The 26,550-nt window shown below is 59.3% G+C and carries 20 protein-coding genes; 13 read left to right on the top strand and 7 right to left on the bottom strand.

The annotated features are described in order from the left end of the window. Nucleotides 1–2: 2 nt before the first annotated feature. The 7 genes from B5T_RS10155 to B5T_RS10125 are packed head-to-tail and all read left to right on the top strand — an operon-like array spanning nt 3 to nt 6,186. Nucleotides 3–1,187 carry an acyl-CoA dehydrogenase family protein gene (locus tag B5T_RS10155; RefSeq protein ID WP_014994413.1) on the top strand — a complete coding sequence of 395 codons (1,185 nt, stop codon included), beginning with the start codon at nt 3–5 and terminating at the stop codon, nt 1,185–1,187. Further along, on the top strand, nt 1,159–2,079 hold the full coding sequence (locus B5T_RS10150; protein WP_026949629.1) for an alpha/beta fold hydrolase: 921 nt from the start codon (nt 1,159–1,161) through the stop codon (nt 2,077–2,079). The genes B5T_RS10155 and B5T_RS10150 overlap by 29 nt, the downstream gene beginning before the upstream one ends. 10 nt (nt 2,080–2,089) lie before the next feature. Next, nucleotides 2,090–3,271: a lipid-transfer protein gene (locus tag B5T_RS10145; protein ID WP_014994411.1), complete on the top strand. Its 1,182-nt coding sequence runs from the start codon at nt 2,090–2,092 to the stop codon at nt 3,269–3,271. Between the two features lie 12 nt (nt 3,272–3,283). Further along, nucleotides 3,284–3,742 carry a MaoC family dehydratase N-terminal domain-containing protein gene (locus B5T_RS10140; RefSeq protein ID WP_014994410.1) on the top strand — a complete coding sequence of 153 codons (459 nt, stop codon included), beginning with the start codon at nt 3,284–3,286 and terminating at the stop codon, nt 3,740–3,742. Next, nucleotides 3,739–4,158 carry a MaoC family dehydratase gene (locus B5T_RS10135; protein ID WP_014994409.1) on the top strand — a complete coding sequence of 140 codons (420 nt, stop codon included), beginning with the start codon at nt 3,739–3,741 and terminating at the stop codon, nt 4,156–4,158. Before B5T_RS10140 ends, B5T_RS10135 begins: the two co-directional genes overlap by 4 nt. A 38-nt stretch (nt 4,159–4,196) precedes the next feature. Continuing rightward, nucleotides 4,197–5,021: an SDR family NAD(P)-dependent oxidoreductase gene (locus B5T_RS10130; protein WP_014994408.1), complete on the top strand. Its 825-nt coding sequence runs from the start codon at nt 4,197–4,199 to the stop codon at nt 5,019–5,021. A gap of 4 nt (nt 5,022–5,025) precedes the next feature. Next, nucleotides 5,026–6,186 carry an acyl-CoA dehydrogenase family protein gene (locus tag B5T_RS10125; protein WP_014994407.1) on the top strand — a complete coding sequence of 387 codons (1,161 nt, stop codon included), beginning with the start codon at nt 5,026–5,028 and terminating at the stop codon, nt 6,184–6,186. A 203-nt stretch (nt 6,187–6,389) separates the two neighbouring features. Here B5T_RS10125 and B5T_RS10120 read toward each other — a convergent pair whose 3' ends face one another. The 4 genes from B5T_RS10120 to B5T_RS10105 form a co-directional block, all read right to left on the bottom strand. Beyond that, nucleotides 6,390–8,174 (bottom strand): AMP-binding protein, encoded by a 1,785-nt coding sequence (locus B5T_RS10120; protein ID WP_026949627.1) that lies wholly within the window; start codon nt 8,172–8,174, stop codon nt 6,390–6,392. 340 nt (nt 8,175–8,514) lie between these two features. Next, nucleotides 8,515–10,134, bottom strand: a complete 1,620-nt coding sequence (locus B5T_RS10115) for a class I adenylate-forming enzyme family protein (RefSeq protein ID WP_014994405.1) — start codon at nt 10,132–10,134, stop codon at nt 8,515–8,517. Nucleotides 10,135–10,250: 116 nt separating this feature from the next. Next, entirely contained in the window at nt 10,251–11,294 is a 1,044-nt protein-coding gene (locus B5T_RS10110; protein ID WP_014994404.1) for a BtrH N-terminal domain-containing protein, read from the bottom strand. Between the two features lie 93 nt (nt 11,295–11,387). Beyond that, nucleotides 11,388–13,028 (bottom strand): 3-(methylthio)propionyl-CoA ligase, encoded by a 1,641-nt coding sequence (locus B5T_RS10105; RefSeq protein ID WP_014994403.1) that lies wholly within the window; start codon nt 13,026–13,028, stop codon nt 11,388–11,390. Nucleotides 13,029–13,687: 659 nt separating this feature from the next. On the opposite strand from B5T_RS10105, the gene B5T_RS10100 reads away from it, so the two are divergent. The 6 genes from B5T_RS10100 (at nt 13,688) to B5T_RS10075 (ending at nt 22,597) form a co-directional block, all read left to right on the top strand. Beyond that, nucleotides 13,688–15,085, top strand: coding sequence for an OmpP1/FadL family transporter (locus tag B5T_RS10100; protein WP_229683006.1), 1,398 nt, complete (start codon nt 13,688–13,690; stop codon nt 15,083–15,085). Nucleotides 15,086–15,120: 35 nt separating this feature from the next. Then, nucleotides 15,121–18,198 carry an Ig-like domain-containing protein gene (locus tag B5T_RS10095; protein WP_014994400.1) on the top strand — a complete coding sequence of 1,026 codons (3,078 nt, stop codon included), beginning with the start codon at nt 15,121–15,123 and terminating at the stop codon, nt 18,196–18,198. A 118-nt stretch (nt 18,199–18,316) separates the two neighbouring features. Further along, complete coding sequence (locus tag B5T_RS10090; RefSeq protein WP_080530903.1) at nt 18,317–19,282, top strand: alpha/beta fold hydrolase; 966 nt, start codon at nt 18,317–18,319, stop codon at nt 19,280–19,282. Further along, nucleotides 19,263–20,765 carry a flavin-containing monooxygenase gene (locus tag B5T_RS10085; RefSeq protein WP_014994398.1) on the top strand — a complete coding sequence of 501 codons (1,503 nt, stop codon included), beginning with the start codon at nt 19,263–19,265 and terminating at the stop codon, nt 20,763–20,765. Before B5T_RS10090 ends, B5T_RS10085 begins: the two co-directional genes overlap by 20 nt. A 24-nt stretch (nt 20,766–20,789) precedes the next feature. Further along, complete coding sequence (locus B5T_RS10080; RefSeq protein WP_026949626.1) at nt 20,790–21,653, top strand: SDR family NAD(P)-dependent oxidoreductase; 864 nt, start codon at nt 20,790–20,792, stop codon at nt 21,651–21,653. A 32-nt stretch (nt 21,654–21,685) separates the two neighbouring features. Beyond that, nucleotides 21,686–22,597: a metal-dependent hydrolase gene (locus tag B5T_RS10075; RefSeq protein ID WP_026949625.1), complete on the top strand. Its 912-nt coding sequence runs from the start codon at nt 21,686–21,688 to the stop codon at nt 22,595–22,597. Nucleotides 22,598–22,669: 72 nt separating this feature from the next. Here B5T_RS10075 and B5T_RS10070 read toward each other — a convergent pair whose 3' ends face one another. From B5T_RS10070 to B5T_RS10060, 3 genes are read right to left on the bottom strand one after another with little or no spacing between them, the layout of a single operon-like run. After that, nucleotides 22,670–24,268: a GMC family oxidoreductase gene (locus B5T_RS10070; protein ID WP_014994395.1), complete on the bottom strand. Its 1,599-nt coding sequence runs from the start codon at nt 24,266–24,268 to the stop codon at nt 22,670–22,672. Further along, a complete protein-coding gene (locus B5T_RS10065; RefSeq protein ID WP_014994394.1) occupies nt 24,261–25,373 on the bottom strand; it encodes an acyl-CoA dehydrogenase family protein in 1,113 nt (370 codons plus the stop codon). Before B5T_RS10065 ends, B5T_RS10070 begins: the two co-directional genes overlap by 8 nt. Before the next feature lie 9 nt (nt 25,374–25,382). Next, nucleotides 25,383–26,543, bottom strand: coding sequence for an acyl-CoA dehydrogenase family protein (locus B5T_RS10060; RefSeq protein ID WP_026949624.1), 1,161 nt, complete (start codon nt 26,541–26,543; stop codon nt 25,383–25,385). Nucleotides 26,544–26,550 lie beyond the last annotated feature (7 nt).

Here is a 26,550-nt window from a genome sequence, read left to right as displayed (position 1 = left end):
TAATGAGCATCGCGTCCGAAGCCCAGTTCGACCAAGCCCGCGTAGCCGAACGCATGCGTGACATTCGCGAGGCCACCCGCGTCGTGAGCGAAGGCTTTTCCCGGGAATACATGCGCGAATGCATCGATAATCACCGATTCCCTCAGGAGGCCTGGGAAGCGCTGGGCGAATATGGGCTGCTTGGCATCACCATTCCCGAGGACCTGGGGGGCTCGGGCGGCGGCCAGGTGGAACTGGTCGCGCTGATGGAAACGCTGGCCGAGGCCGGGCTGGTGCTGCCCATGCTGTTGCTCACTGGCTTTGCGCGAGTGCCGATCATCCGCAATGGCACACCCAGGCAAATAGAGCGGTTCGTCAAGCCGACAATCAGCGGGGCCGAGAAACTGTGCTTCGCCATCACCGAGCCGGATGCCGGGACCAACAGCTTCGCGATGTCCACGCTGGCGACACCGGATGGTGACGGCTATCGGCTGACCGGGCGCAAGGTTTTTATTTCCGGTGCGGCGGACGCCGATCGAATGCTGGTCGTGGCCCGCACCCAAAAGGCCGGCGAAGTCAAACGACGCACTGAGGGTATGTCCTTGTTCGTGGTGGATACCGACGCGCCCGGCGTGGAACTACAGCCCCTGAATATCGACGTCGGTTGGCCGGAGCGGCAATACCTGGTTTTTTTCGATGACGTCAAACTCGACGCGGGTCGCTTGATCGGCAACCCGGGACAGGGCCTGGCCGGAATGTTCGAGGCGCTGAATTCGGAGCGCCTGCTGGTCACCGCCATGTCCGTGGGCCTGGGCAATTACGCTCTCAAAAAGGCAGTGGCCTACGCCAACGAACGCAAACCTTTCGGCACCCCCATCGGGGGTTATCAGGCTATACAGCACCGGCTGGCCGAGGCCAAGGCCGAATTGGAGGCAGCACGGCTGATGATGATCCACGCGGCTGCGACGTTCGACGCCGGTAGCGATGCCGGTACTCATGCCAACATGGCGAAATTGCTGGGCTCTCGCGCGGCGGTCAAAGCCGTCGAGGCCGCCCTGCAGACCCACGGCGGCTACGGTTTCGACCGGGACTACGACATCATCACGCTATGGCCTTCGGCACGGTTAATGGAGGTTGCACCAATCAACAACGAAATGCTGCTCAACTACATCGGAGAACATGTCCTTGGCTTACCCAAATCCTACTGAGACGCGTGACGTGATCGAGCGTGACGGATTCACTGCCCCGGACGGGCGGCAAATCGCGCTGTGGCGCTGGCCCGGATCGCGCGAACGCCCCACCCTGCATTGGGCCCATGCGACGGGCTTCCATAGCCAGGTTTACCGCTCGCTGCTCGACGAATTGGCTGACGATTGCAACGTGCTGGCCTGGGATATGCGGGGCCACGGGGCCAGCGCCGAGGCGGCCGATATTAAAACATTCCGCGGTTGGGAAACGTACTACGAAGACCTTGTCGCTTGGCTGGAAAGTCTGGATGAGCCTGTCTGGCTTGCGGGTCATTCGATCGGTGCCACGACCAGTATCATGGCCGCGGCCCGACGACCGGACAAGGTGCGGGGCTTGATCCTGGCGGAACCGGTGATCATGGACCCCTGGCAGGGCTGGCGATTGTGGTCGGCCAAGCTGCTACGCCAGTCACAGCGGTTTTCACTGGCCGCCGGAGCCGCACGTCGCCGCAGGGTGTTTGACTCGCGCGCCGCCGCACTGGAGAACTTTCGTGGCCGTGGTGGCTTCAGAACCTGGCCGGAAGCATGGCTGGAAAACTATGTTGAGCACGGCCTCGTGGCCCATGATGATCGTTTTCGCTTGGCCTGTACGCCGGAATGGGAAAGCACCACCTTTGCCCATACCGAACACAACCCCTGGCCCGCCGTCCGACGATTGCGGTGTCCGATGGTCGTGCTGGCCGCGGAACGCGCCTCAACCTTCTCGCCAAGGGCGCGCCGGCGCCTACATGCCTTGCTACCCTCCGCCGAGTTGAACGTTCTGTCTGGAACAACCCATTTTTTGCCCATGGAGAGACCGGAAGTGGTGCGGGATGCAGTGCGACAAGCAATGCACGGTGATACTAGAGGGTAAGGAGAAAAGCATGAAACACACAGCGGTGATCAGCGGCGTCGGCATGGTGCCGTTCGCGAAACCCGGCGCCAGCGCGCCCTACTACCAGATGGGTGCCGAGGCGGCGCGTCAGGCCCTGGCCGATGCCGGGCTGGACTACGCCAAGGTGGAGCAAGCCTACGTGGGCTATGTCTACGGCGATTCCACCTGCGGCCAGCGAGCGCTCTACCCAATCGGCATGACCGGCATTCCCGTGGTCAACGTCAACAACAATTGTTCCACCGGCTCGACCGCCCTGTTCCTGGCACGCCAGGCGGTGGAGTCCGGCGCCGCCGACTGCGTGATCGCCCTGGGCTTCGAGCAAATGAAGCCGGGAGCGCTGGGCAGCTACTACAACGACCGGCCGACCCCCTTCGAACCCTTTGACCGGATCTGCGAGGAGCTGGTGGGACAGCCCGAGGTGCCGCTGGCGATCCGCTATTTTGGCGGCGCGGGCATGGCGCACATGGACAAGTACGGCACCAAGGCGGAGACCTTCGCCAAAATACGCGCCAAGGCGAGCCGGCATGCCGCGCGCAACCCGGTGGCGCTGTTCCGCAAGGAAGTGACAGTGGAGGAAGTGATGGACTCCCCGGTGTTGATCGGCCCAATGACCCGCCTGATGGCCTGCCCGCCGACCTGCGGCGCGGCGGCGGCCATCGTCTGCTCCGAAGCCTTCGCCAGGGCCAACGCTCTCGATCACCGAGTGCGCATCCTGGCGCAGGCGATGACCACCGACACACCGAGCACGTTCGAGGCGCGCAACATGATGCAACTGGTCGGCTATGACATGACGCGCGCCGCCGCCGATCAGGTTTACGAGGCCGCTGGCATCGGTCCGGAGGAGCTCGACGCCGTGGAACTGCACGACTGCTTCGCCACCAACGAGCTGCTGACTTATGAAGCACTGCGGCTGGCGCCGGAAGGTGGCGGCGAGCAGATGGTCGAGGACGGCGACAACACCCACGGTGGGCGCGTGGTTACCAACCCCTCGGGCGGGCTGCTTTCCAAGGGTCATCCATTGGGCGCCACCGGGTTGGCGCAATGCACCGAGCTGGTCCAACAGCTGCGAGGACAGGCCGCGGACCGCCAGGTCGAAGGCGCGCGCATTGCGCTCCAACACAATCTCGGCCTGGGCGGCGCCTGCGTGGTGACGATGTACCAGGCCACCTGAAGAGGACGAACTATGATCGACACTAAACACATTGGGCTGCGCCTGCCGACCGTCAGCTTCGAGGTCGAGAAGGGGCGGTTACGTTTTTTCGCCAAAGCCACCGGCGAAACGCGGCCCGAGTACCTCGACGAGTCGGCGGCCCGGGCAGCCGGCTACCGCAGCCTGCCGGCACCACCAACCTTTCTGATGGGCGCCGACCTCGATGCCGGAACCATGACCACGTTGCTCGAAACGCTGAACGTGCCGATCGGACGCATCCTGCACGGCGAGCAAAGCTTCACCTATCACGCGCCGGTATGTGCCGGCGACGTGCTCAGCGTCGAGTCAAAGATTAGCGACATCTACGGCAAGAAGAGCGGTGCGCTCGAATTCATCGTCAAGGATTCGCTGATCAAGGACGCGACTGGCGAGACCGTGCTCGAGGCACGCAGCGTGATCGTCGTCCGCAACCCGCAGGAGAACGCAGCATGAACGCCCCCACTCGTGACCAGGTCAAGGTCGGCCAGGCGCTTCCGCCGCTCGAGCTTCCGCCCATCACGCGCGCAACGCTGGCACTGTTCGCCGGCGCCTCGGGTGACCACAACCCGATCCACATTGACATCGACTTTGCCAAGGCCTATGGCATGCCGGACGTGTTCGCGCACGGCATGCTGCCGATGGCCTATTTGGGCCGCTTTCTGACCCAGTGGGCACCGCAGACCCGGCTGCGCCGGTTCTCGGTCCGCTTCGCCGCCATCACGCCAGTCGGCGCACGGCTGAGTTGCACCGGCAAGATCGTTGAAATCACCGAGGACGGCCACGAAACACTGGCCCGGCTAGAGATCGGCGTGGTCGATAAACAGGGTGAAGTCAAGCTCGCCGGCGATGCCCTGGTGGCGCTGGCCTGAAACACGTCCTTTCCATCACCAACAAAGCAGGACTGCGTATGAAACTTCAAGATAAAGTGGCCATCGTCAGCGGCTCAGGGCGCGGGATAGGCCGGGAAATCGCCCTCAAACTCGCCGCCGAAGGCGCCAGCGTGGTAGTCAACGATCTTGATGCCTCCCCGGCGGAGGAAACGGTCGCGGCGATCAAGGACGCCGGCGGCAGGGCCGTGACCTGCATCGGCAGCGTGACACAGGAGGATTTTGCCGAACGCTTTGTGAACACGGCAATCGAACAGCTGGGCGGTCTGGACATCATCGTCAACAACGCCGGCTACACCTGGGACAACGTGATTCAGAAAATGAGCGATGAGCAGTGGCAGGCGATCATGGACGTGCACGCCACGGCGCCCTTTCGCATTCTGCGCGCGGCCTCCGAATACTTCCGCGTGCAGGCCAAGAAAGAAGCCGCCGAAGGGCGCGAGGTATTCCGAAAGGTGGTCAACATCGCCTCGATCGCCGGCACCGGCGGCAACGCTGGACAGGCCAACTATTCGGCCGCCAAGGCGGCGGTGATCGGCCTGACCAAGGCGATGTCCAAGGAATGGGGCAGGCTCAAGGTGAACGTCAACTGCGTGGCCTTCGGACTGATCAAAACGCGCCTCACAGAGGCGGAAGCAGGCTCTGATGCGAGCATCGATGTGGAGGGCCGCAAGATCAAGGTGGGCGTCAACCCCGATCTGCTCAAGACCATGGAGGCCATGGTGCCGCTCGGGCGCGCCGGCACGCCGGCCGAGGCCGCCGGGGCCGTCTATCTGTTTTGCACTCCGGAGTCGAACTACATCAGCGGTCAGACGCTGCTCTGTGGCGGCGGGTTCTCAATGTGAGGCCATGGACACCATGACGTTTAATCAATCACCCTGGATGGACGAAGAACTAACGCTGTTCCGCGACAACGTCCGGAAATTCATCGCCACCGAAATCACCCCCTTCGAAGAACATTGGGACGCCCAGCAGCACGTCGAGCGCACGCTGTGGACAAGGGCAGGCGCCGCCGGCCTCCTGTGCACCGACGTGCCGGAGAAATACGGCGGGGCGGGGGGAAGCTTCGCCCATGAGGCCGTGATCCTCCAGGAGCAGGCCCGTGCCGGCAATACCAGTTGGGCCAAGGGCGTTCATGAGATCGTCAGCCACTACATCGTCAGCTGCGGCACGCCGGAGCAGAAGCGTCGCTGGCTTCCCAAGCTCGCCTCCGGCGAGTGGGTGGGGGCCATTGCCATGACCGAGCCGGGCACCGGCTCGGATCTACAGGCCGTGCGCACGCGGGCCGAACGCCAAGGCGAGAACTATGTGGTCAACGGGTCGAAAACCTTCATCTCCAATGGCCATCACTGCGGCCTGCTGATCGTCGTCTGCAAGAGCAATCCGGCCGAGGCCGCCAGGGGCGTCTCGCTGCTGGTCGTCGAACAGCCGGGCGAGCAGCCCGGATTCCGCCGCGGCCGGCTTCTGCACAAGATCGGCCAGAAAGGCCAGGACACCGCTGAGTTGTTCTTCGATGATCTGCGGGTGCCGGCCGAGAACCTACTCGGCGGCGAAGAGGGCCAGGGTTTCTACCAACTTATGAACCAACTGCCACGAGAGCGCTTGATCATCGGCGTCGGCGCCATCGCTGCCGCCGAGGCGGCCCTGGAGCACACCTTGGCCTACGTGCGCGAGCGCAAGGCCTTCGGCAAGCGCCTACTCGACTTCCAGAACACGCGCTTCCGGCTCGCCGAGCGGCGCACCGAAGTGACTCTCGGCCAAGTGTTCATCGACCACTGCATCCAGCGCCTGATCGCCGGCGCACTCGACGCGGAGACGGCCTCAATGGCCAAATGGTGGTGCACACAAAAGCAGTGCGAGATCGTCGACGAGTGCCTTCAATTCTTCGGCGGCTACGGCTACATGCTCGAGTATCCCATCGCGCGCTTGTACGCCGACGCCCGGGTACAGAAGATCTACGGCGGCACCAACGAGATCATGAAGGAGCTGATTGCGCGGGGGCTCGATTGAATGCGATTCACGTCACCGGGCTTCCGTCAGCCGGATGGCGATATCGCCAGTCCCCGGGGCCGCCGCCGCTGGCGTTGACCCCACCTCGCGATAGATGCGCCCGTGGTTGACGTTCTCCATGATCAGCCGGTAACCGGCCGGATCCTATACAAGATTGACAGGTCGGTAACAGCCAGAGCGCGCAAGGCATTTCCAACAGCCCGCTAACCGTGCCGGGCGACACCTTTCCAGTATTTCTCCTCAAGCTGCTTTTTCGGCAGCTTGCCGGCCAAGTTGCGGGGCAGCTCGCCAAAGTCCACGATCTTCGGCAGCTTGAAACCGTACAACCCCTCCGTCTTGCAGTGCTCGATGATCTCCTTGCGAGTGGCCTGCTGGTGCTCTTTGAGCTCAATTACCGCCGCCGGCACCTCGCCCAGGTCCTTGTCCGGCGCCCGCACCACGGCAACGTCAAGAACCGCCGGATGCCGCTTGATAACCGTCTCGATCTCATTGGGGAAAAGATTCACCCCGCCGGAGATGATCATTTCCTTGATCCGTGAAGTCAGGTACAGAAAACCATCCTCGTCCACATAACCAATCAGACCATCGTCGTACCAGAGCTTGCCCTCGACCCCGATGTAATTCTCCTTCATCTTCTCTTCGCTGAGGCCGACATAGTTCAGCGCAAGGGCCATCGGGGAGCGCACGAGCACCTTCCCTTCCTTGCCGGGTGGGGTCCAGGTGCCGGTCTCCTCGTCATAGATCCGGCATTCCGCCGCCCGCAGCTTGCCAACGCTGTCGTAGCGCTTCGGGTTCTTCTGGTAGTCCTCGCTGGCGAGAACGCTGATCAGGCCGCTCTCCGAAGCGCCGTAGTATTCATGGAAGACATCATCCGACGCTCCCTGGCGGCGGAACAGTGCGTTGATCTCGCGCTTGACCTTGGGCGGACAAGGCGCCGCCGCGCAAATGATTACCCGCATGCTGGAAAGGTCGTATTGGGACTTCAGAGCCTCGGGCAGTGCCAGGATGCGCTCGAGCATGGTCGGGGCGACGAAGGTCCAGTTGATACGCTCGTCCTGAATAAGTTTAAGCATGAGCTCGGGATCGAACTTGCTCATGGGCACCGCAGTGCCGCCGAGAAAGAACGGCAACACCGCGATCTGTACCCCGGCATGATACAGCGGCCCCGGAATCAGCGTGCGGATGTTGTTGCTGATCGGATCCCGGATCTTGCCGATCTTGTAGAAATGAAAGGCCGATATCTGCATCAACCCCAACCGGGTCACCTCCTCCTTGGAGGCGCCCCGCCGCGCCTCGGCCGAATCCGATGTCAGCCGGTCCCGGTCGATGTTGATGTATTTCGGCGTCCCTGTGGTACCGCCGCTGTAGGTCTTTGGGGCCATGCCCAGCTTGCCGCTTGGGAGTATGGACCGGCTGTCCCGGATCAGTGACTCGTAGGCGATCATACCCTCGGGCAACTCGTCAGCATCAACCACGATGAAGTGTTCGACGGTGGTCAACTGATCACGAACCGACTGTACCGCTTCCACAAAGGCGCCCCCCAATACCAGAGCCTTTGGCGAGGCCTTGTTGATACATTCCGCCAACTCCTTGGGCTGGAGATGCCAATTGAGCATCGGCATGGGATTGTCCCTGAGCGTACAAGCCAGCATCAATTCGAACCATGGCGCGCCGTTGTGCATCACCTCGGCCACCGCCTCGCCTTCGCCGATACCCAGCCGGTGCAGGCCATTGGCCAGGCGGAGAACTCGATCCCTGAATTGACCGAAGGTGACCCGACGATCACCGTCGACAATCGCCTCACGATCTCCCCAATGCTCCCATAGAGCAAGCAAGAATTGCCGCGGAAGCTCCTGTCGCTTAAGCCGGCTACGCCACGCGGCCCGGACGCCACCAATCGCCAACGCGCCCCAACCAAACTGGCCTAAAATCTCCCTGAGGGCCGCACGGGCCTCGGGCATTGCTTTCAGCTGGGCTATAGCGGACATTTCGAAGATCTCCTGACTGGTGTTATGTTGTTATGGCAGGCGCGAGACGGGGTTGGTAACCCGCCCGTTTCCGTGGTTTCCACCGAACCGGACGCGCGCGAAGCTGGACCGCAACCCGTTCAAACTCGTCGACGATTCCGGTGTTGTCGAAACGCTTAAAAGTTCCTCCGACAGGATGCGCAGTTGCAATTAGGCCAGCCGGCTGTCTATGCAACGGTGGAAGTTTCAGCAGCACCATTTGTTCCCGACCATGGTTGTGTGACAGCAGCCTAGCGAGGTCATTTTTTGACAATACGGGGTCATTTGGAGACACCCAATGAGAGGCATGACGGCGAACCGGCTACAGGGCTCGCAATTCCTTCTTCAGAATCTTGCCCACCGGATTGCGGGGAATGGCGTTGATCAGTTTCATCTTTTCCGGCAGCTTGTAGACACTCATGCCCTGCTCCCTCAAGTAGTCGTTGATTTCCTCCAGGATCGGTGGGTTATCCTCGTCAACAGGCACCACGCAAATACAGATCCGCTCGCCCATGATCTCGTCCGGTTGGGGTATGACCGCGACGTCCCGTACCTTGCCGAAGCCCAGCACCGCGTTCTCCACCTCCACACTGGAGATATTGTAACCACCCCGAATCACGATGTCCTTCTTGCGGTCATAGAACCCTAGGTGCCTGTCATCCCGCACGATGAAAAGGTCGCCGGTGCGGAAAAAGCCGTCATAAGTGAACGAAGCCGCGGTAATATCCGGGCGCTGAAAGTAGCCCGCGAACACACCCGGGCTGCGATAGCAAAGCTCGCCGATGCCACCTGGTTCGGTTATCTCCTCATCCTCATCGCCGAGAATTTTCAGCTCGACCCCGCTGACGCCGGAAGGCCATTGGACTCCTGCCTTGCCCCACCAGGGCAGGTGATCCACCCGCATCTCCAGGTCCGGCACATCGGCCGGGCCGGCTACCAGACTGGTGCCCTCGTTCTGGCCCCAGATGTTGACGATCTCGATGCCCCAGCGGCGCTTGAACTCCTGCATCGACCAGGCCGAGGGGGGCGCCGAACCGGTGGTGATGGTCCGCACGCTGGAGAGATCCAGCTGGTCCACGTTGGGCAACTTGACAATCATGTTCAGCATTGCCGGTACCAGAATCGTGTACTCGATGTGCTCCTCGGTCAGCTGGCGCAACAGGATTTCCGGCGTAATCGGATGATGCAGCACCAGGGTGCCCCCCGCCGCCAGCCAGGGGAGGTAGTTCACCCCTACCGCCGTCATGTTCACCAGCGGTGCCACACACAGAATGCGGTCACCCTCGCGCAGGCCACAGGTGGTGAACACCAGGTTGGTCATGTACTCCCAGTTGTTGTGGCTCATGGGGCAGCCCTTGGGGTTTGACTCAGTGCCCGAAGTCCAGCACAGGGTGAAGATGTCATTGGCATCCACCGGCACCTCCGGGACCCGGCCCGGATCTCCATGGGCGATATCGGTCAGCGCCGCCAGACCAATGTAGTGCTCGAAGCCCAGCTCCTGCCCCAGGGCCCGGTAATCAAAGCCGTGGAAGCTTTCCACCGAGGCGTAGAATCTGGCGCCGGTGATCTCTTTCACATAGCCCACATCCTTGCTTCGCCATTGCAGGGGCAACGCGGAAAGCAGACCGCCGGCCTTGGCCGCCGCCAGATAGAGCATGGCCAGCTCCCAGATGTTCGGCAACTGCGCCACCAGTAGGTCGTCCTTGCCGAAGCCCCGGCGTGCCAGCTCGGCGGCGGTGGCGTCCACGGCCCGACCAAACTCGGCCCAGCTGAGCCGCTGGGGCGGTGTGCCGACCAGCTCGTCACGATTGGGGGGATCCACCACCGCTTCCCGGTCCGGGTAGGCGGCACGATTGGCGGCAAAGCGATCCAGCAGGGTTCTGTCACCCCAGTAGCCTTTATCGGAGTATTCCTCGATCAGTTCAGGTTCGTGTAAGATCATTTACCCTATTCCTCCAAGCTTATTGGCCCCAACCGAGTCCGCGCTCGCTCGCCTTGTGGTTCATGGACGGCATCCGCGAGCGGCGGGTCGGGTCTCGCCGGCGCTCACCGCCGACTCTACGGGCTTGCCGCCTCCTCCAGCGCCTGCACCGCGCGTTGCTCGGATGACGGGAGTTGTTCGGCATGGGCGACGAGCGCCCGCCAGTCAAGCTGATCGGCGGCGGCATATGTAGCAAGACGGCTCCAGGCGTTGGCGCAGTCGAGCAGGACGTCGGCGGCACGGGCAAAGGATCGATCGCCCGTGAGGCGGGCAACCTCGGCGCAGAATTCCGCTTCGAGGCGGCGGAACAAGCCACCGCCTGTGCCGGCTTTCTCGACGAAGACCGGTAAGACCCTTAGCGATGCGTTAAGCTGGTCATCAGTCAGGCTATCTCCCCAGGTGGCCAGATCGTCGACGAAGATATTGACGCCCTTCAGGCCGGAGGCGACCACACCATCGGCGGGCAGGTCCGCCGGATCGAACAGCGTCGCATCCGTGCCGCGCATATTGCGCGCCGCGCTTGCCGCTGCATCGCGCGCCACCGGCAGTAGCTCAGGCAGCCGATCAGGAAAGCGTATCGGGTAAGTCGCGTGGCGATTGGGATTGGGAAAGCCATGGGAGGCACGAGCTCGCGCCAGAGCTTTTAGGGGGACTTCCTGCACCTCCTCGCGATCGTTGTCCACCACCCGGGCGACGCCGCGCCTCTCGTCGTAGCCGATGACGACGATGTCATGACGGGTGTTGGATAAACGTACCCTGAGATACGGCAGCTCGGCGATGTCAGCCCAGATCATCACGGGACGGCCGGCGTCGATTTCGTCGGCGACCCAGCGCCAACCCTCGTCGGGATCGTCGGTTTGGCGACGCTCGGTTTCAATGCCGAGGCGGTGGCAGAAGTCGAGCTCCATGTCACCGTTGCGCCCTACCAGGTAGATGGGAGGCGTGAGCTCGGATACTCTCATATACATAAAGGACAGCCCGCCGCCGAGGCCGAACACGAGCCCCTCGCCCGGCGGCCCGTCCCAGCCAAGCCCGGCCCATTCCAACAGGTCGCGCAGTGCGCCCGAGCCGCAGTGCCCACCCATCCGGTGGGGATAGTTGGAGATTTGCACGCTTTTCATTCCACTACTCCAGCTGTGTTCAAAGACCTGAGCCAACGCCGGTTGGCGTACCGCGAGCTCACTCCGCCGACGAGGCGCGGATCGAGGCCTTTTTTAACCACCAACCTCTGGCAACGAATAGTCCTTGAACTGCTCGCGCAATTTGGCCTTCTGTAGCTTGCCGGTCGCCCCGTGCGGCAGTTCGTCGACGAATACCACGTCATCCGGCAGCCACCATTTCGCGACCCGCTGGCTCAGATAGTCGATCACGCCCTGCTTGCCGAGCTGGCTGTCCGGCTCGCGCACCACCACCAGAAGCGGCCGCTCGTCCCATTTCGGATGATGCACCGCTATGACCGCTGCCTCGGCGATCTCGGGATGCCCCACCGCTTCGTTCTCAAGATCGATGGAACTGATCCACTCGCCTCCGGACTTGATCACGTCCTTGGTGCGGTCGACGATCTCCATGTAGCCTTCGGGATCGATCTTGGAAACATCGCCGGTGCGGAACCAGCCCTCGCTGTCGAAGGCCTTGGCGCTGGCTTCAGGGTTTTCGTAGTAGCCGCTGATGATCGCCGGGCCGCGCACCAGCAGCTCACCGAAGGACTTGCCGTCCCGCGGCAGCGCTTGACCGTCGTCGTTGACGATCTTCATCTCCACCCCGAACACCGCACGCCCCTGCTTGGCCTTGATGTCGAACTGCCGATCAAGCGGCAAATCGGCGTCCTTGGGACGGATCATCGAAACCGTGCCGATCGGACTCATCTCGGTCATGCCCCAGCCCTGCAAGCCTTCGACGCCGTACTTCTCCTGGAATTCGCGCATCATCGCCCGTGGCGCGGCCGAGCCGCCGATAAGAACACGCTTGAGCGAGGTGAACTTCTGCTCGGTCTTACGCATATGACCAAGAAGCCCGAGCCACACGGTGGGCACACCCCAGGCCTCGGTGACGCCCTCGTTATTGATCAGCTCGGCCAGGCTCTCGCCATCGAGCTTCGGCCCCGGGAAGACGATCTTCGCGCCCACCATTGGCGCGAAGTAGGGGACGCCCCAGGCGTTAACGTGGAACATCGGCACCACCGGCAGCACGGCACTCTCCTCGCCCAGATTCATTCCGGGGATGGTCAACACCGAGAAGGCGTGCAGCAGCGTCGAGCGGTGCGAGTACAACACCCCCTTGGGATTGCCGGTGGTGCCGGAGGTATAGCAGAGCGACGAAGCGGTATGCTCGTCGAACTCCGGCCAGGCCATTTCATCGGACTGCTCGCCGACCAATTCCTCGTAGCACATCACGTTGGGCAGCGAGGTTTCGGGCATATGAGCGCGGTCGGTCATGACGACATAGCCCTTCACGCCTTCAAACAGACCTTGCAACTTCTCCAGCAATGGAACGAAGGTCAGATCAAGGAAAATGTACTGATCCTTGGCGTGATTGACGATGTAGCCGAACTGCTCGACCGGCAGACGCGGATTGATTGTGTGACAGATCGCCCCAATACCGGAGACCGCGTAATACAGCTCCAAGTGCCGATAGGTGTTCCAGGCCACCGTCGCGATGCGATCCCCGGCCTGGACGCCCAGCGACTTGAGCGCGTTGGCCAACTGGCGGCTACGCTTGGCCGCATCTTCGTAGTTGTAACGGTGCAGGCCGCCTTCCGGAGTCCGGGACACGATCTCCTGCTCTGGATAGCTGGCGGCCGCGTACTCGATGATCTGGGAAATCATCAAAGGCCGGTCCATCATTAATCCACGCATCTGTCTCTCCTCAATCAGTCGATTTTCTCTGGCGGTTTCTGTCGGATGGCGTATTCGAAACCGCAACAGTCGACAGAACAAAATAGTATTTTTGAGCGCACTGGAGGCCCCGCGATTGTAATCGGGCGTGGCCAAGGCCCCGAACGCACCGGAAAGACGGCGATCTTTGCTCGCCCACACCCTCCCGAGCGCACCAACGACGGCGCCCCCAAGGAAGAAACCCTATGTTGCTTCCTACCAAGCGCTTGCTCAAGACCCTATCCTGCTTTAGCTTCGATGGGCAAGAACAAGAGCCGTCCCAGAACGGCCAAGGACCACTGTCCGCGCGATGTCCCGAGCCCGTGTGCTGCTCGCGAAACCGGAGCATCACGCCGCCAGTGGCCGGGCAGCTCCAAGGTGCCGAAAGTGGCCCAGATCCACGAGGACTTCCCCCGCACCGGGACCGGCAAGGCCAGAAGCGCATCATACGCACCGAACTGCGCGACTTTTCGCTGGGGCGGAAGAAGGCGGCTGGCGGCGACAACACCGTAAAACCTTAAATTTTCATTGACTGATAAGCAATTTTTCGTATTGCCTCAAAACCAAGTCCAGCGCATTGTTTGTTCGACCAAACAAAACATGTCAGATGCCACCCCGAATAACAAAAAGGATGATTCCCAATGACGATAATCAGGTCTCACCATCAGTCCCGCGAACACCTTTTCTTCTCCAATGCCGGTCTTCGGGTCCGTCGTGTCTTGGCCGTTCTGATAGTCGTGCTGCTCCCATGCGAGGTAATGGCCGGAGCGGGCGATGCAGCAAGCACCTACGGCCTGGGCCCCATTCACGCCGGTTCGGCCCAGGCGTTCAGCGCTTTCCACAGCGGTGCTTGGGCCACCTACTACAACCCGGCGGCACTTGCGCGCTCGCCGGAAGGTGAACTCACAGTGGTCTTTCAGCATGGTCACCAGGAGTTACGTGCCGAATCACTTGGCGGAGCCGCACCATTCGATCGCGAAAACGATGTGCTCACGGACCAGAGTTCGGAGTTGCTGCTTCTTGGTATCAAGACCCGTGTCGCCGGCGCGGCGGACTTGGACACACCGATTTATCTTGGCATTAACGTCGGCGTGGATGAGTATGCCTCCAACGCACTGCCCTTCGCGGCCAATACCAGTCAGGAAGGCCAGTTCCTGCGTTTTGAGTCGCAACCCTTGTATCTCGCTTTTGGTGGGGCGGTTAGCAACCTCCTGCGCGGCGTTGATATCGGTGCCTCGGCAAGACTCACGCTGGCGGCCCAGGCCCGCCTTGAAGCGGTCTCCGATCTGTCCGGCAATACCGACTCCGAAGAGCTCTCCCTGGAAGCCGAACCGACATTGACGCCCTCGCTGGGCATTAACGTCAACCTGAGCGATACGCTGTGCGGTTCGAGCGCCTGCCTGCCTTTCGCGCTTAAACCGGAGCTGGCGTTGTTCTATCGAGGGGAGTCGGAGTACGACGTCAGCGTGGACGCCAACGTGGTGATTCCCGGTGTCATACCCGAGCCGGGCCTTGATCTTGCGCTGGCCACTCTCGACACGTTCCAGCCCCAGGTATACGGAATCGGATTGCTGATGCCTTTAGGTAAGTTCGAGCTGGTTGCGGCTGTAGAGCGCCAGTATTGGTCCGATCTTGAGAGTGAATTCGCCGGTGACACGGTCAGGGACCAGGCTGGACTGCGCTTTAATGACACCACCGTTCCCCGCATCGGCGTCCGTTACACGTGGTCGGACGCTCTTAAACTTTATGGGGGCGTGGCCGTCGAGGATTCCCCACTTCAATCGACCCGGTCCCAGGATGTCAACTTCCTCGACAGCGACCGTATCGTGGTCGGTGTTGGCACCGATTACCGCCTGAAACGCGCGCCGGTGATCAATATGCCCCTTGTGATGTCCCTGGCTTATCAATACCAGCAGCTTGATGAAAGAGAGTTCAACCTCACATCCATCAACTCGCCAACCAATCCCAGCCCCTACGAGACCATTCGCGTGGATGGCGACATACACGTCATCTCGGGTTCCCTGTCACTCAAATTCTAGACCGCGATGGCGGAGCTGAATTCAGGAGAGTAGAGATGAATAAACAAATAAACATTCGGCCGCGGTACGTTTCGTTTGCCCTTTGGGTGTTCGGGCTGATGTTGATCAGTGCGTGCGGCGATGACGAAGGCAAAGTCGTCAATCCATGGCGCGCTTCGGACACACTGGTGTTCGCTTACCCCTACCCTGGCCAGCAGGAGGTGCCGACGAGCGGCAATGTCGTGCTGCGTTTCTCCACCACACTGAGTGACGAGGTGAGCGGCGATGTCGAGGACCGTCTGCGGCTCGCCGACGACGCCGGAAACGCCGTGCCCTTTACCCCGGAAGTGATCGATGGCGGCCGGGGGCTGGTACTGAAACCACGGACTTCACTGTCGCCCAATACGCATTATCGGCTGAGTGTCAGCGAGGCGGGACTGGGGCGTATCGACGATACCGTGTTCAAAAATTTTCGATTTCACACGATGGGCGCCCATGCGGGGTTCGCCGACGCCGTCGGCAGTGACGGCTTTAAGATACTTGGCATCACACCTCTGGATCCCGATCCACTGCTGGCCGGCATCCAGGATGCCAGAATAAATGATATGAGCACGCTACGCATGGTCTTCAACCGGCCGCTCGACCCGGCCACCACCGTTTATGGCAAGCAGATCACGCTTATCGACGACCAGGGCCAGCTGATCGACGCCTCCGTGCTAATGCAGGGGCGCTATTTGATACTGGATCCGCGCCAGGACCTGGACTCGGTGGAATACACGTTAGCATTATCGGGGCTCCGCAGTCGTGCTGGTTCTCTACTTCCGGAAGTCGAACGCCAGTTCACACCCATGGGCACACAGCCGCGCGAAACCACGGTCATCAAGGTCGGTTCCCTAGGCGAGCAACAGCCGGACCTGCAATCCCAGTTGACGGGAAGACCGGTCAATCAGGTGCCACTGGACAGCTTTATCATCGGTGACAGCGCCGTTACCGAACTGACAGGCTCGTTGGCCGCGGACCTGGGCTTTGTCCCGGACTTTGCCGATGCCGTCCCCCTCCGGGTGCCGGCCGGCACGGTACTGCGAGGCGCGCCGGTCGATGTCAACATTCTGGGGGAAATCCCCGCCGGTATCGATACCGGCGACCTGCAGATTACCCTTCTCAGTGACGCCAACGGCTATCTGATTCCCAATCCCTTCAGTACCGAGACGACGGCGCCTCGCTATGCACTGCTCAGAATGGATGCGGCCATGACCGCGGAGGGAACCATCGCCAATGCCGCCCTCAGTCAGAATCTGCTCAATATCCAGGTCGTCGGTCTCGCCATTGTCGAGGATGGCAAGCTGGTGCTGGATGCCATCTCCGTGGTCGACCCCGACATTCTCGGCCTTGAGAAGGCTGGTGCCCAATTATCTTTCCGCATGGAGTCCTTCGCCGGGCAGCGAAACCCGCCAATGCCTGAGCCGGATCTACGCCCTCTGGAATTACAATCCTGGTCGCCGGGTGAGGACTTCCAGGCCAACACACGCCCGGGGGATCCGGTCATTCTGAACTTTAACAAGGCGATTGATCCTGCGTCGGCGTTTCTTGATGGCGCTATCAACGTCCAGGTTAACGGCACTTCGCTACCACCTGAAGACGTCTCGATGCGTGTCGACGGCGCCACCGTCATCCTCGAAGGCACCGGAATCGTGGAGCACAACCAGGACGTTGAAATCATACTGACCAGCCAACTACGGGACACGGCGGGCAACCCTCTGAGCAAGGATTACACCCTTGATATGCGCCTTGACGATCTGTTCTTGCCGAATGACAACCGCGACAGCCTTCGTGCGCCCTTGGTAGCCGCCGTTTTCCCCGGATACCCCTGTGCTCTGACCGACGCCCGGTTAATCGGTGAAAGATCACGATGGCGTAACGGACGCTGCCAGGGCGGCCAGGGAAGCGACCCCCTGTTCCCCGTGGTCGGGCTTTTTCGAGAGTACCCTATACGGGTCATCTTCAACCGCCGTATAGATCCGGCAACAGTCAACGGCGACACTTTTTTCGTCGAGCGTCGCGATGCCGGTGGGGATTGGCAACCGGTGCCAGGCCACCTCGACGTGCTGGCGCAACGGGTTGAGTTTTTCCCTGACAGCCCTTGGCGAGACGGTCAGCTATATCGTTATACGTTGCGCTCGGAGCCCAACAGTCCCGACTGCGGAAACAACGCCATCTGCACACAGGACGGTGCTGCCTTGCAAACACGCCAACTGTCACAGAGCAGCGACACGGCTCCAGCGCCGCGCGAGGGAGGTCCCGATATGGTAAACCACTTTGTCGTGACCGGTGACGATCAGCGTTATACCCTCGTATCCCTGCGTTCCCTACCGACGGTCGATGTAAATGCCAATCTACAGGTCGACAATTCAGAACAAGGTGCTACCGACAACAATGGTGTCATCAAGGCGCCCGCCAACCACCTGCGGTTGGAGCTGCGGGACACCGGGGGCGTGATTACCAACGCCAACCTGGGCTGCTCAATTGGCGAGGACTGTCCGGAGAAACGCTTCGCGTTCGTCAGCACCGGCGCGTTGCAGGCCGGCCCCCGGGAATACGACTCCGCCGTCTCCATCAACCGTAGACTGATTGACGATAACCCGGACACGGATGATCGGACCACGGGCGCTGTTCGTGTTTCCGTCTTTCCAACTACGCTGACCACCACGGAGGTCTTTCTCGAAGCCAGAGCGTTAGGCCTCATCACCATTGGTCTCGAGACAGGTCCCTTGGTTCTGCGTTTACTACCCGAGGGCGATTCACCGTTTATTGAAGGCTACATCACTGAGACAGAGGACGGTCCCTGGTTCAGCACCACCTTCGACCTGTTGATAGACGCGCCTGAACTGGAACCTAGGCTGATTATTGAACTTGGGCACGATATTCGCAGCAAACGGGTTAACAACGTCACTCTCGAAGGACCGCTTCGGTTCGTCGACGATGGCAGACTGATACTCAAGGTCTCCAATCCCGACCCGCTGACCATTCCCGCCAACATCGACCTGATCGGCATCGGTCTGGCGTCGGTTGAACTTGAAGCACCTCCCTTGGGAGTGGACCTGACCTTCACGTTCCTTCCGGTGAAGGATTTTTAACGTGATTTACCCCGGCCGTTACAAACTGGTCTGAAAGGGGCTGGAGAAGCATTGCCGTTGATATATTCAATCTGTAATATTGGTTGGACGACCAAATTTATTGCCAGAAGAGTTGACTATGACTGACTCTCAGACGACGACATCCTCCGCGCATTGCGGCCTTCGACGCAGTGTTCGGGTGCGATTCACTGGCAGTGACGGGTTGAACCTGTGGGCCAGCCGCCATGGTGAAGACACGGCGCCCCCCGTATTGCTCCTGCACGGCGGCGGGCAGACCCGCCATGCCTGGTCCGACACGGCGATCGCACTGGCCGATGCCGGCTACTGCGCGTTTAGCCTGGACGCACGAGGCCACGGCGAAAGCGACTGGTCTCGAGAAGGCGACTACAGTGCCCGAGCCCTTGCAGCGGACCTCAGCGCGGTGATTCGCTCGCTACCGGCCCGGCCGGTTATCGTCGGCGCGTCCATGGGTGGCCTGACCGCTTTGCTCACGCTTGGCGAAGACGCCTCCCTGGATTGCGAGGCACTGGTACTGGTCGACGTGGCGCCAAGATTGGAACCTCGGGGCGTCCGCCGGATCATCGAATTCATGCGTCATCATCAGGACGGATTCGAGACGCTGGAGCAGGTACGCGACGCCATCACCGCCTACAACCCGCGCCGCCCGCCATCAAAAGATCTCTCCGGGCTACGCAAAAACCTGCGGCAACACAGTAATGGCCGGTTTTACTGGCACTGGGACCCAGCTTTTCTCAACCACGCGAACGCGCCAACCAAGGCCGGGAGCATGTTCGACCGAGCAAGGCTGGAGCTGGCGGCCCGCCAGTTGGACGTACCGGTGCTTTTGATACGTGGCTACTACAGCGATGTTCTTAGTGACCGGGGCGCAACAGAGCTGCTCACTCTAATCCCCGAGGCACGTTATGTCGTTCTGGAACAGGCCGGCCATATGGTCGCGGGAGACCGTAACAGTGTTTTCACCGAGGCGGTACTGCAATTTCTGAAAGAACGGCCAGCCGCCACCGAGCCGGAATCGTGCCGCACTGCCGCTACGGAGCAACACCATGAAACACCCTTATCTTGATGTTCTGATCGTCGGAGCGGGCCTGTCGGGAATTGGCGCGGCTTGTCACTTAAAGGAAAAATGCCCCAACGTCCGTTTTGGAATCGTTGAACGACGCAAACGGATCGGAGGCACCTGGGATTTATTCCGCTATCCCGGCATCCGCTCCGATTCCGACATGTTTACCCTGGGTTATAACTTTCGGCCCTGGACCGATACCAAGATGCTTGCCGACGGCCCTTCTATCCGTCGGTATATTGACAACACCGCACGCGAATACGGTGTGAAACGCCGAATCCAGTTCGGTCTGAAAGTGATCTCGCAATCCTGGCATAGCGAAAACAAACACTGGATCGTCAAAGCCATCGACGAAGCAACCGATGAGGAGCACCAGTTCAGCACCGGCTTTGTATTCAATTGCACCGGATACTACAAGTACGACTCCGGCTACACACCGGAGATTCCGGGGATCAACCAATTCCGCGGTGACGTAATCCATCCGCAACACTGGCCGGAAAACTACGATTACAGTGGCAAACGGGTGGTGGTTATTGGCAGTGGCGCCACTGCCGTGACGCTGGTTCCGGCCATGGCCGACAAGGCGGATCATGTAGTGATGCTGCAGCGCTCGCCCACCTATGTAGCCACCGTGCCGGAGCAGGATCTGATATCCAGGAACCTGCGCCGCATTCTGCCGGAGATGGCCGTTTACCGGCTGGCCCGGACCCGCAATATTCTGTTGCAAAGAGCGGTATATCGACTTTCTCTGAGTAAGCCCAAGGCGATGCGACGCCTGCTTTTGGCGACCGCGCGCCGGCAGCTCGGCCCGGAGGTCGATATGCGGCATTTCCAGCCCCATTACAATCCCTGGGAAGAACGCATGTGCGCCGTTCCCAAGGGTGATCTCTTCAAGGTTATCCGCGAAGGCCAGGCCTCCGTGGTCACCGACCACATCGAAGCGGTCACCGAAACCGGGGTCCAATTGAAGTCCGGCGCTCATATCGACGCTGATGTTCTGATCACAGCCACTGGCCTTGATTTGCAGCTGTTCGGTGGTGCCAGATTGGAAGTCGACGGCCGTGAGGTTCATGTGGCGGACGCCCTGATGTACAAGGGACTGATGCTCGAAGGGGTACCAAATATGGCCCTGGTGTTCGGTTACACCAACGCTTCTTGGACGCTGAAGGCCGATATCGCCTCTGAATTCGTCTGCCGCCTTCTGAATCACATGCGCGATATTGGCGCCCGGGTGGTCACACCCGTCGATGGACAAGGGAGCAAGACCCAGATGAACTTTCTTAATTTACGTTCCGGATATGTTCTTCGCGCCAACGACCGCCTCCCTCGTCAGGGCAGCAGGACCCCCTGGCAGAATCTTGATGACTATTTGCGTGACCTGCCCGCATTACGCTATGGCAACCTCGAGGATGGCCACCTTCGTTTTGAGGGAAGTGGCATCAAGCGCGGAAGGAACCGCGTATTTCGCAAGTTACTGAGTGCCTGATCCGCCTACCTGTTGGAGCATATTATGAAACGTTTTTACGGGAAAGTCGCTGCGATTACTGGTGCCGGTTCAGGCATAGGTCGAGCGACCGCCATGCTGCTGGCGAAGAAAGGCTGCCATTTGGCTCTGTCGGACATTGACGAAAACAGTCTAAAAGACATCGCCATCGACCTGCGCGACTACCCGGTCAGAGTCACCACCCATGTTGTTAATGTAAGCCGAAGGGATGAGGTGTATCGGTATGCGGATCAATGTGTCAAGGAGCACGGACAGGTTAACTTGATAATGAACAATGCCGGCGTTGGACTCGGAGAAACCGTCGATGCCATGAGCTATGAAAACTTCGAATGGCTTATGAATATTAACTTCTGGGGGGTGGTATACGGAACCAAGGCTTTTCTGCCTTATCTCAAGCAATCCGGCGACGGCCATGTGATAAACATCTCCAGCATCTTTGGCATCATTGGAGTCCCCACCCAATCAGCCTATAACGCCGCGAAATTCGCTGTTCGAGGGTTCACCGAGTCGCTGCGCGAAGAACTGGACATTGAGCGAAGCCGTGTTAGTGCAACCTGCGTGCACCCGGGCGGCGTCAAGACCAACATTGCGCGTAATAGCCGAATGGGTGATATGGGGAACATAGCCCCGGGCAGCAAGGAAGAAATTACGGAACTTTTCGATCGCATCGCCCGGTCCACGCCGGAACAGGCTGCCAACGCTATCCTCCACGCGGTTCGCAAGAACCGACGTCGCGTGTTGATAGGTAATGACGCAACGATACTGGACGCCGGCCAACGCCTGATGCCGGCGGGCTATCAGTGGCCCCTCGAAGCGTTCTTTCGAATGCGACAGGGGCGGCAAAAAATGTCTAGTCAATCATCGCAATAAGCAGGATCAAACTTCAAAAAGAGGGCCGAGTCATGGCTTTAAAGAAGAGAACTAGTGCAAAGACGTCCAATGTCCTGAACGGTGCGTCAGTGGGCATCCCACCCCGTCACATAGACTTCCAGTTTCCGAACACAACACCAAAGTACTTCTATGCTGACAACGCTACGGCAACCACATTCTTTGCCATGCTGTCCGGGTTCTTTCCACCCGGTGAGCGCTACTTCATGGATTCGGTGCGTTATTTTCGAAACCGTGTCACCGACAAGCAGCAGCGAGCGGCCATTTCCGGATTCATGGGGCAAGAAGCCATTCATGGTCGCGAGCATGACCGCCTTAACGAATTGCTTGCCGAGAGCGGCTTCGACATGGACACTCCGGACCGCTTCGTAAAATTCGGCCTCCGCATTCTGAAAATGTTGCCGAAGAGAACCCAGCTTGCCGCCACTACTTTCATGGAACATTTTACCGCCTTGCTTGCGGAGCAGCTATTGGAAGACGAGACGTTTCAAAGTCTGGCCGACCCGGAGATGATAAAGATATGGCAATGGCATGCTCTTGAGGAGCTTGAACACAAATCTGTTGCTTATAACGTTTACGAAATCATCGGCAATAGTCACGGTGAGCGGATCGCAGCGACGGCGGCATCCCTGGTTGTGCTCTTGCCGATGTTGGGGATCACTTGGGCATGGATGCTCGCCAAGGACGGGAAGCTGGGCAGCGTCAAGGACAATGCCATTGGATTGAACGTACTGTTCGGTCCAAAGGGATTTGTCTCCGGGATTATGCGCCGCCTTCCGGAGTTCGTTGATCGACGTTACCATCCTGACAATCACGACACGCGGGCACTGGAAGATACGTGGCGACAACGCCTGTTCGCTGAAAACGGATCACTATACCGAGCTTACAGAAACCGTCCCGAGGGCGACCAAGTCAAGATGGCCTAATATCCGAATTCCGCCGCCCCAAAAGACCTGGGGACGACATTAGCACTACCGTTTGGTGGCGCTAATGTCGTCTCATTGTTGATCCTGAATGATATAACCAGCCGCTTTCTCGCCGATCATCATGCTTGCCGCGTTAGTGTTGCCACTGATCAAAGAAGGCATGACGGACGCATCAGCAACGCGCAATCCTAACACGCCCCTGACTCTTAACCGATCATCCACTACGGCCAGATCATCCACCCCCATACGGCAAGTGCCCACCGGATGATAAATAGTTTCAGCGCGCTGCCTGATATCGTCCTCAATTTGGGTATCGGTTACCACATCGCTCGCCGGTAGATCTTCTCCTCCAAAAACCTCGGCGAAAGCTTTTGTCTGGAACACCCGCCGAGCCAGTTTGACGCCCTCTCTCAGGACGCCAAGATCGTCAGCATCGGAAAGATAACAGGGATCAATGAGCGGAGCGCTGAGAGGGTTGCTATCGGCGAGACGAATCCAACCGCGGCTTTTAGGCCGCAACTGGCATACATGAATGGTGCAGCCAAAGCCTGACGTGAATTCCCTGCCATGATCGCGCAGAAATGCGGGCAGAAAATGCATCTGCACATCCGGGCGCGCCCCTTCGCCGACATTAATAAACGCACCCGCCTCAGCCGCATTGCTGGCTAGAAAGCCGCGCCGATGGCGGAAGTACTCATAGAACGCTCGCATCAAACGCGGTAGAAAGTAAGGGGAGAAGCCAATCGACTGTTTGCTACGATCGTGAATCGAAATAGTCATGTCCAGGTGGTCTTGAAGATTACACCCCACCTCTGGGCAGTCGACCAGACAATCAACGCCAACACTTTGTAAATGGTCACGGTCACCAATGCCTGAAAGCATCAGCAAATGGGGCGAGTTGATTGCCCCACCCGAAAGTACGACTTCCCGATTTGCCCGAACGGTGTGAGATGTGCCGGCCGTATCGCTATACTCGACGGCTACCGCACGTCCATTTTCGATCACTACCCGGGAAACCATTGCATTAGTCAGAATGGTCAAATTACCGCGGCTCCTCGCCGGATCGAGAAACGCCCTCGCGGCGCTCCAGCGTCGCCCATCTTTTTGCGTCACTTGGAATTGGCCGAAGCCGCGCTGCGATTCACCATTGAAATCATCGTTACGCTTTTCGCCTAGTTCTTCCCCGGCGCGAATGAACAACTCAGTCAGCGGATTAGGATCCCTGACCCGAGTGACGTTCAGCGGTCCTCCGTTACCGTGCCAGGCGTCCGGCGGATACTCCTCATTGTGCTCATGCGCGTTGAAGATGGGCCGGACATCATCCCACCCCCAACCCTTCAGCCCGCTGTCCCGCCAAGCATCGTAATCCTCAGGTTGTCCACGAATATAAACCATGGCGTTGATCGAGCTACTACCACCGAGAGTTTTTCCACGGGGCCAATAGAGCCGCCTACTGTCAAGCGCTCGTTGAACCACTGTTTGATAGCCCCAGTTACGCTTGCCCTCCCGGATCAAACCGATCACCCCGAACGGCACGTTCACAAACCCGCTGTTGTCGTGCGGACCCGCCTCCAGCAAGCAAACAGAGAATCGGCCGGACTCGCTTAGTCGGTTGGCCAGAACACAACCGGCGGATCCCGCTCCGACTACGATGAAATCATATTCATCCACGATCGAACTCCTCTCCGAGGGCGGCGATACGATCAAGATGGTAGTCACCATGGCCGTGTGTTAGGGAGCAGTGCGTCATGAGACGAAAGTAATGGCCTATATCAAGCTCTTCGGTGACCCCGATACCGCCGTGAATCTGGATCGCCAGTTGCGCGATCTTCACCCCCTTGTCGGCATAATACGCCTTGGTGGCCGAACAAGCGTGTTCCCGCTCAAGCGTATCGTCTAGATCCGCTTTGACGGAAACCATGAACAGCATCGACTCCAACTGTTGAAGATCCGTGAACATATCCACGAGGTAGTGTTGAATTACCTGGAAGCTGCCGATCGGCGCACCGAACTGCTTCCGCGTCTTTGCGTAATCAAGAGTGCGCTGATAAAGCGCACTGGCGGCGCCATACATACGCGCGCAATCGAGCGCCTGCAGCCAGGCGACCGCCTTGCTGACGGCGCGCTCCACCTTCACGCCGCGAGAAAGAATCATCTCCTCGTCAATCACCACGTCATCGAACAGCACATCGGCAAGCCGGCTACCGTCCAAGCCCCGATAGCGGGTCACCTCGCAGCCTTCAAGCGGCACAAGGACCAAGGTCAGCTCATCGCCAAGCATCGCCGTCGTCAGCACCTTATTCGCGCAGCCACCATCAGGAACGAAATTCTTCCGTCCAGACAGTTTGCCACCGTTAATCGACAGGGATGGCTTCAAAATATTGTATCCGGCGTGATAGTCATAGAGCGCGCATGCCACCCTCTCATCATCATCGACAATGGATTGCAATACCTTCAATGCCCGCTCAGTACCCAGATACTCGAGAAGTTTTCCAGGACCGATCACCAGATCGACATAGGGGTCCAGACATAAGACGGCGCCAGCCTCCCTAACAATCATCGCCACGTCGATCAGATCGCCGCCATAGCCTCCGACCGACTCAGGAAACGGCAGACCAAACCAGCCTAGCTCGCGCATCAAATCCCATCGTGATGGATCGCAATGATTGAGTTGGTTGAGTTGTTGTATGTAGGTATCAAAACCATAGTGATCCTTGAGATACCGCCGTGCCGTATCGGCAACCATGGTCGTGTTATCGGAAAGATTGAATTCCATTATGACCTCTCATAAACCTAACAGCATCTTGGCAAGCACGTTCTTCTGAATCTCGTTCGATCCGCCATAAATCGTGCAGGCACGAAGAAAATTGTACCGACGAGGGGAATGATTAAAGCTTTCATTACCCACCGCTGATGAACTATCCCAGACAAGCGACATCAACCCGCCCATCTCGACCATCGCTTGGGACATTTTCTGCTGTAGCTCGGTACCCTTGATCTTGAGACCGGAAGACTCCGGTCCAAAAGGTCTGCCCTCGTCTGTCGCGGCAACGGTCCTAAAGTTGGTGTACTCCAACGCCGTCAGTTCGACTTCCAACTCGGCCACACGTCGTCGCGCCTGTTGCTTATCGATGTAATAAGGAGCTTCGTCAATAGCCCTCTTCATGCGAGCCAATGCATAGTGACTGTCGGCAACGCCGGCGATCGTTGTGCGTTCATGCGTTAACAAAAACTTGGCGATCGTCCACCCCATACCCTCCTTCCCCACCAGATTGTCCAGCGGCACCTTGACATCGGTGAAATACACTTCGTTGAGGTGATGGTGCCCATCAATGGTATAAATGGGACGAACCTCGATACCCGGCGTGTTCATATCTATTAGCAGGAAAGAGATACCCTGTTGCTTCTTGGCATCGGGGTCGGTTCTAACAAGACAGAACATCATGTCCGCCCAATGCGCTTGGGTGGTCCAAATCTTCTGGCCATTGACCAGGTAGTGGTCCCGTTTGCGCTCGGCGCGGGTTTTAAGGGATGCGAGGTCCGATCCGGCATTGGGCTCGGAATAACCCTGGCACCAAAGCGTCTCGCCGCTCGCTATCCCGGGCAGCCATCGCTCTTTTTGTTGCGCGGATCCGAACGTGTAGATCACAGGGCCTACCATGGCGACACCGAAGGGACTTACCGGAGGCGCCCCAGCCATGGCCCTTTCAAGATCAAAAAGATAACGTTGTGTGGCGGTCCATCCCGGACCTCCGTATTGTTCAGGCCAAGTTACCGCCAGCCAACCCTGTTTACCGAGCCGTTTCTCCCATCGCTGTTGCTGCGATTTTTCCGGCATTTCGCCAAGCGCGGAAATACGACTAATCTCTTCAGGAATATTTTTCCGCATCCATGCGCGTATCGTCTTTTGAAACTCCTGCTCTTCCTGCGTAAATTGCAAATTCATAATTTTC

The organism is Alloalcanivorax dieselolei B5, assembly GCF_000300005.1.
GTDB classification, from domain to species: domain Bacteria; phylum Pseudomonadota; class Gammaproteobacteria; order Pseudomonadales; family Alcanivoracaceae; genus Alloalcanivorax; species Alloalcanivorax dieselolei.
This window is presented reverse-complemented; position numbering and strand designations above follow the sequence as displayed.